Annotated in this window: 5 protein-coding genes; 3 read left to right on the top strand and 2 right to left on the bottom strand. The window is 59.3% G+C overall.

Translation table 11 applies throughout. From position 1 onward, the window contains the following. Window positions 1-9 precede the first annotated feature (9 nt). From AC1DRJ_RS20155 to AC1DRJ_RS20145, 3 genes are all read left to right on the top strand, one after another. Entirely contained in the window at window positions 10-717 is a 708-nt protein-coding gene (locus AC1DRJ_RS20155) for an HPP family protein (protein ID WP_477803697.1), read from the top strand. A gap of 174 nt (window positions 718-891) precedes the next feature. Next, the gene (locus AC1DRJ_RS20150; RefSeq protein WP_477803696.1) at window positions 892-1,998 is read left to right on the top strand and encodes an enoyl-CoA hydratase/isomerase family protein; all 1,107 of its coding nucleotides are present in this window, start codon (window positions 892-894) and stop codon (window positions 1,996-1,998) included. A gap of 3 nt (window positions 1,999-2,001) precedes the next feature. Continuing rightward, window positions 2,002-3,153, top strand: coding sequence for an acyl-CoA dehydrogenase family protein (locus AC1DRJ_RS20145; RefSeq protein ID WP_477803695.1), 1,152 nt, complete (start codon window positions 2,002-2,004; stop codon window positions 3,151-3,153). A gap of 116 nt (window positions 3,154-3,269) precedes the next feature. Here AC1DRJ_RS20145 and AC1DRJ_RS20140 read toward each other — a convergent pair whose 3' ends face one another. Both AC1DRJ_RS20140 and AC1DRJ_RS20135 read right to left on the bottom strand, forming a co-directional pair. Then, window positions 3,270-4,043, bottom strand: coding sequence for an enoyl-CoA hydratase (locus AC1DRJ_RS20140; protein ID WP_477803694.1), 774 nt, complete (start codon window positions 4,041-4,043; stop codon window positions 3,270-3,272). Window positions 4,044-4,057: 14 nt separating this feature from the next. Beyond that, the coding region (locus AC1DRJ_RS20135; RefSeq protein WP_477803693.1) for an acyl-CoA dehydrogenase family protein at window positions 4,058-4,305 on the bottom strand (248 nt) is incomplete at its 5' end.

Below are 4,305 nucleotides of genomic sequence, written 5' to 3'. Positions count from 1 at the left end.
GATTTCTTCATGCTCGCTCGCTGGATGCCCGCCGCCATTAACACCCGTCCTTCCGAATGGAGCCGCGCCGCCATCGGCATGGCTCTTGGAACGATGCTCAGCGTTTGGTTATGCGGCCAAGTGTTTGGCATGGAAGTGGCTCTGCACCTGATCGGTCCACTGGGCGCTTCGGCGGTCTTGCTGTTCGCCGTTTCCTCCGGTGCGCTCGCCCAGCCATGGTCGATACTTGGCGGCTACTTGAGTGCGGGGGTGATTTCACTGCTGGTCGCCCACGTGCTTGGGCGAACCCTCGGCAGCGCTTGTCTGGCGGCGGGCATGGCGCTGATTCTGATGTGCTGGCTGCGTTGCCTGCATCCCCCGGCAGGGGCCTTGGCGCTGCTATTGGTGTTGGCTGACCCCGCCACCATCGCCATGGACTGGAAAGCCCTCGGCCCGGTGATGTTCGGCGCCTCGACAATGCTGCTCAGCGCTATGGCCTTCAACAACCTGACGCGCATCCGCTACCCAAAAGGCGCCAGTGAACCGGTAGCCGTAATCCCCGCCGACCACCCGCCCATCGACAACCAGGCGATCACCGCGCAAGACCTGAAGTTGGCATTGGCAGATATGGAAGCGTTCTTCGACGTTACGCCCGAAGACCTCGAACAGTTGATCCATGCCAGTGAATTGCACGCCAAACGCCGCAGCATCAGTGAAGTGCTGTCCCCTACCGCCTAGCGGATACAAATATCGCGACCGGTTAATGCCACCCTAAGCCCCCATACCCCATGCATAAATGCAGAGACAGCCTGCACATATGCCGGTTGTACATCACAAATTTGCACTGCTACGATCCAGCATCGCTCGCGCGCGAGCATCTCTATAAAGAACAATAAAAGCAGGGAGTTAGTGATGACTGCTCAGGTTTCTTCTCCGCGGACTTCGTCCATGGACGCCACGCAAAATGAAGTGCTGGCCGAGGTTCGCAACCACATCGGTCACCTGACCCTCAATCGCCCCAGCGGTCTCAACGCCCTGACCCTGGACATGGTGCGTAACCTGCAACGTCAGTTCGATGCCTGGGCTCAGGATTCGCAGGTGTATGCGGTGGTGTTACGCGGTGCCGGCGAGAAAGCCTTCTGTGCCGGCGGCGATATTCGCTCGCTGTATGACAGCTTCAAAAGCGGCGACACGCTGCACCAGGATTTCTTTGTCGAGGAATACGCCCTCGACCTGACGATTCACCACTACCGCAAACCTGTACTCGCCCTGATGGATGGCTTTGTTCTGGGCGGCGGCATGGGCCTGGTGCAAGGTGCCAATCTGCGAGTGGTCACCGAAAAAAGCCGTCTGGCAATGCCGGAAGTCGGCATAGGCTACTTCCCGGACGTCGGCGGCAGCTATTTCCTGCCGCGCATTCCCGGTGAATTGGGAATGTATCTCGGCGTCAGCGGTGTGCAGATTCGCGCCGCCGATGCGCTTTATTGCGGGCTTGCCGACTGGTATCTGGATAGTCAGAAGCTAGTCACGCTCGACGAGAAACTCGATCAACTCGAATGGCGCGACACGCCACTCAAAGACCTTCAGGGCTTGCTGGCGAAACTCGCGGTGCAGCAACTGCCCGATGCACCGTTAGAAGCGTTGCGTCCGGCCATCGACCACTTCTTCGCCTTGCCCGATGTGCCGAGTATTGTTGAACAACTACGTGAAGTGACGGTTGCCGATAGCCGTGAGTGGGCAGTTACCACCGCCGACTTGCTGGACAGCCGTTCGCCTTTGGCCATGGGCGTGACCCTGGAAATGCTCCGTCGTGGTCGGCGCTTGAGTCTGGAAGACTGCTTCGCCCTTGAGCTGCATCTGGACCGTCAATGGTTCGAGCGCGGCGACCTGATCGAAGGTGTGCGCGCCTTGCTGATCGACAAAGACAAGCGCCCGCGCTGGAACCCGCCGACCTTGCAGGCGCTGGACCCCGAGCATGTCGCGAGTTTTTTCACTGGCCTTGATGAGAGCGGGAACTGAGCCATGCACGATATCGAATTGAGCGAAGAGCAAGTCATGATCCGCGACATGGCCCGGGATTTTGCCCGTGGTGAAATCGCGCCTCACGCACAGGCCTGGGAAAAGGCTGGCTGGATCGACGACGGTCTGGTGGCGAAGATGGGTGAGCTGGGCCTGCTGGGCATGGTGGTGCCTGAAGAATGGGGCGGCACCTATGTCGACTACGTCGCCTACGCGCTGGCGGTGGAGGAAATTTCAGCGGGCGACGGCGCTACAGGTGCGCTGATGAGCATCCACAACTCAGTCGGCTGCGGCCCCGTTTTGAACTACGGCACTGAAGAACAAAAACAGACCTGGCTGCCGGATCTGGCCAGCGGCCAGGCCATCGGCTGCTTCTGCCTGACCGAACCACAAGCCGGCTCCGAAGCGCACAACCTGCGCACTCGCGCCGAACTGCGCGACGGGCAATGGGTGATCAACGGCGCCAAGCAATTCGTCAGCAACGGCAAACGGGCAAAACTGGCGATTGTGTTTGCCGTGACCGACCCGGACCTGGGCAAACGCGGTATTTCTGCATTCCTGGTGCCGACCGACACCGCCGGTTTTATCGTGGATCGCACTGAACACAAGATGGGCATTCGCGCCTCGGATACCTGCGCGGTGACCCTGAATAACTGCACCATCCCAGAAGCCAATTTGCTGGGTGAACGCGGCAAAGGCCTGGCCATCGCCCTGTCCAACCTCGAAGGCGGGCGCATCGGCATCGCTGCACAAGCCCTGGGCATTGCCCGTGCCGCGTTTGAAGCAGCGCTGGCGTATTCACGAGACCGGGTGCAGTTCGACAAACCGATCATCGAACACCAGAGCATCGCCAATATGCTCGCGGACATGCACATGCAGTTGAACGCCGCGCGATTGCTCATCCTGCATGCGGCGCGCCTGCGCACAGCCGGCAAACCATGCCTGTCGGAAGCATCACAGGCCAAGCTATTCGCCTCGGAAATAGCCGAGAAGGTGTGCTCGTCCGCGATTCAGATTCATGGCGGTTATGGGTATCTGGAAGACTATCCAGTGGAGAAGTATTACCGGGATGCGCGGATTACGCAGATTTACGAAGGGTCGAGYGAGATTCAGCGGATGGTGATTGCCCGGGAACTCAAAAATTACCTAGTCTGAAAAGCTGAAAAGCTTCGCGAGCAAACCCGCTCCCACATTTGACCGCATTCCTCCTGTAAGAATGCGTCAAATGTGGGAGCGGGCTTGCTCGCGAAGGCGTCAGTCAGAACGCTACATTACTTACCGACGAACTCCGCCTCACGCTTGGCAATGAACGCCGCCATGCCTTCCTTCTGATCCTGCGTCGCGAACGCTGCATGGAACACCCGACGTTCAAAGCGCACGCCTTCGGACAGGCTCACTTCAAACGCGCGGTTGACGCTTTCCTTGATCATCATCGCAATCGGCAGCGACTTCTTGGCGATCAGCGCCGCGACTTTCAGCGCTTCGTCCAGCAGTTCATCCGCCGGGATGATCCGTGCAACGATTCCGCAACGCTCCGCTTCCACCGCGTCAATCAAACGCCCGCTCAGGCACATTTCCATGGCTTTGGCCTTGCCCACGGCACGGGTCAGACGCTGAGTGCCGCCCATGCCTGGCAGCACGCCGAGGTTGATTTCCGGCTGGCCGAATCTGGCGTTGTCGCCGGCCAGGATGAAGTCGCACATCAGCGCCAGTTCACAACCACCGCCCAAGGCAAAACCGTTGACCGCGGCGATGATTGGTTTGCGGCGGTTGGCCACGCGGTCGCTGTCGCTGAACAGGTCGTCGATATAGATTTGCGGGTAGGTCAGCTCGGCCATTTCCTTGATGTCGGCACCGGCAGCAAAGGCTTTTTTCGAGCCGGTCAGCACGATGCAGCCGATGTTCGAATCGGCTTCCAGGCCATCGAGGGCATGGTTCAGTTCGCTGACGATCTGCGCGTTCAGCGCGTTCAGCGCTTGCGGACGGTTCAAGGTAATCAGGCCGACGCGGCCGTGGGTTTCCAGCAAAATCGTTTCGTAGCTCACAAGTGGACTCCTTCTTATAAATTGCGCGAAATRACCATGCGCTGAATATCGCTGGTGCCTTCGTAGATCTGGCAGACCCGCACGTCGCGGTAGATCCGCTCCAGCGGGAAGTCGTTGAGGTAACCGTAACCACCGAGGGTTTGCAACGCCGAAGAGCAGACCTTTTCAGCCATTTCCGAGGCAAACAGCTTGGCCATGGACGCTTCGACCAGTGCCGGTTTGCCACTGTCCCTCAAGGCCGCCGCGTAATGCACCATCTGCC

Source organism: Pseudomonas sp. P5_B2, from assembly GCF_056400445.1.
Note: the sequence above shows the minus strand (reverse complement) of the source record. Positions and strands in the feature narration are given on the sequence as shown.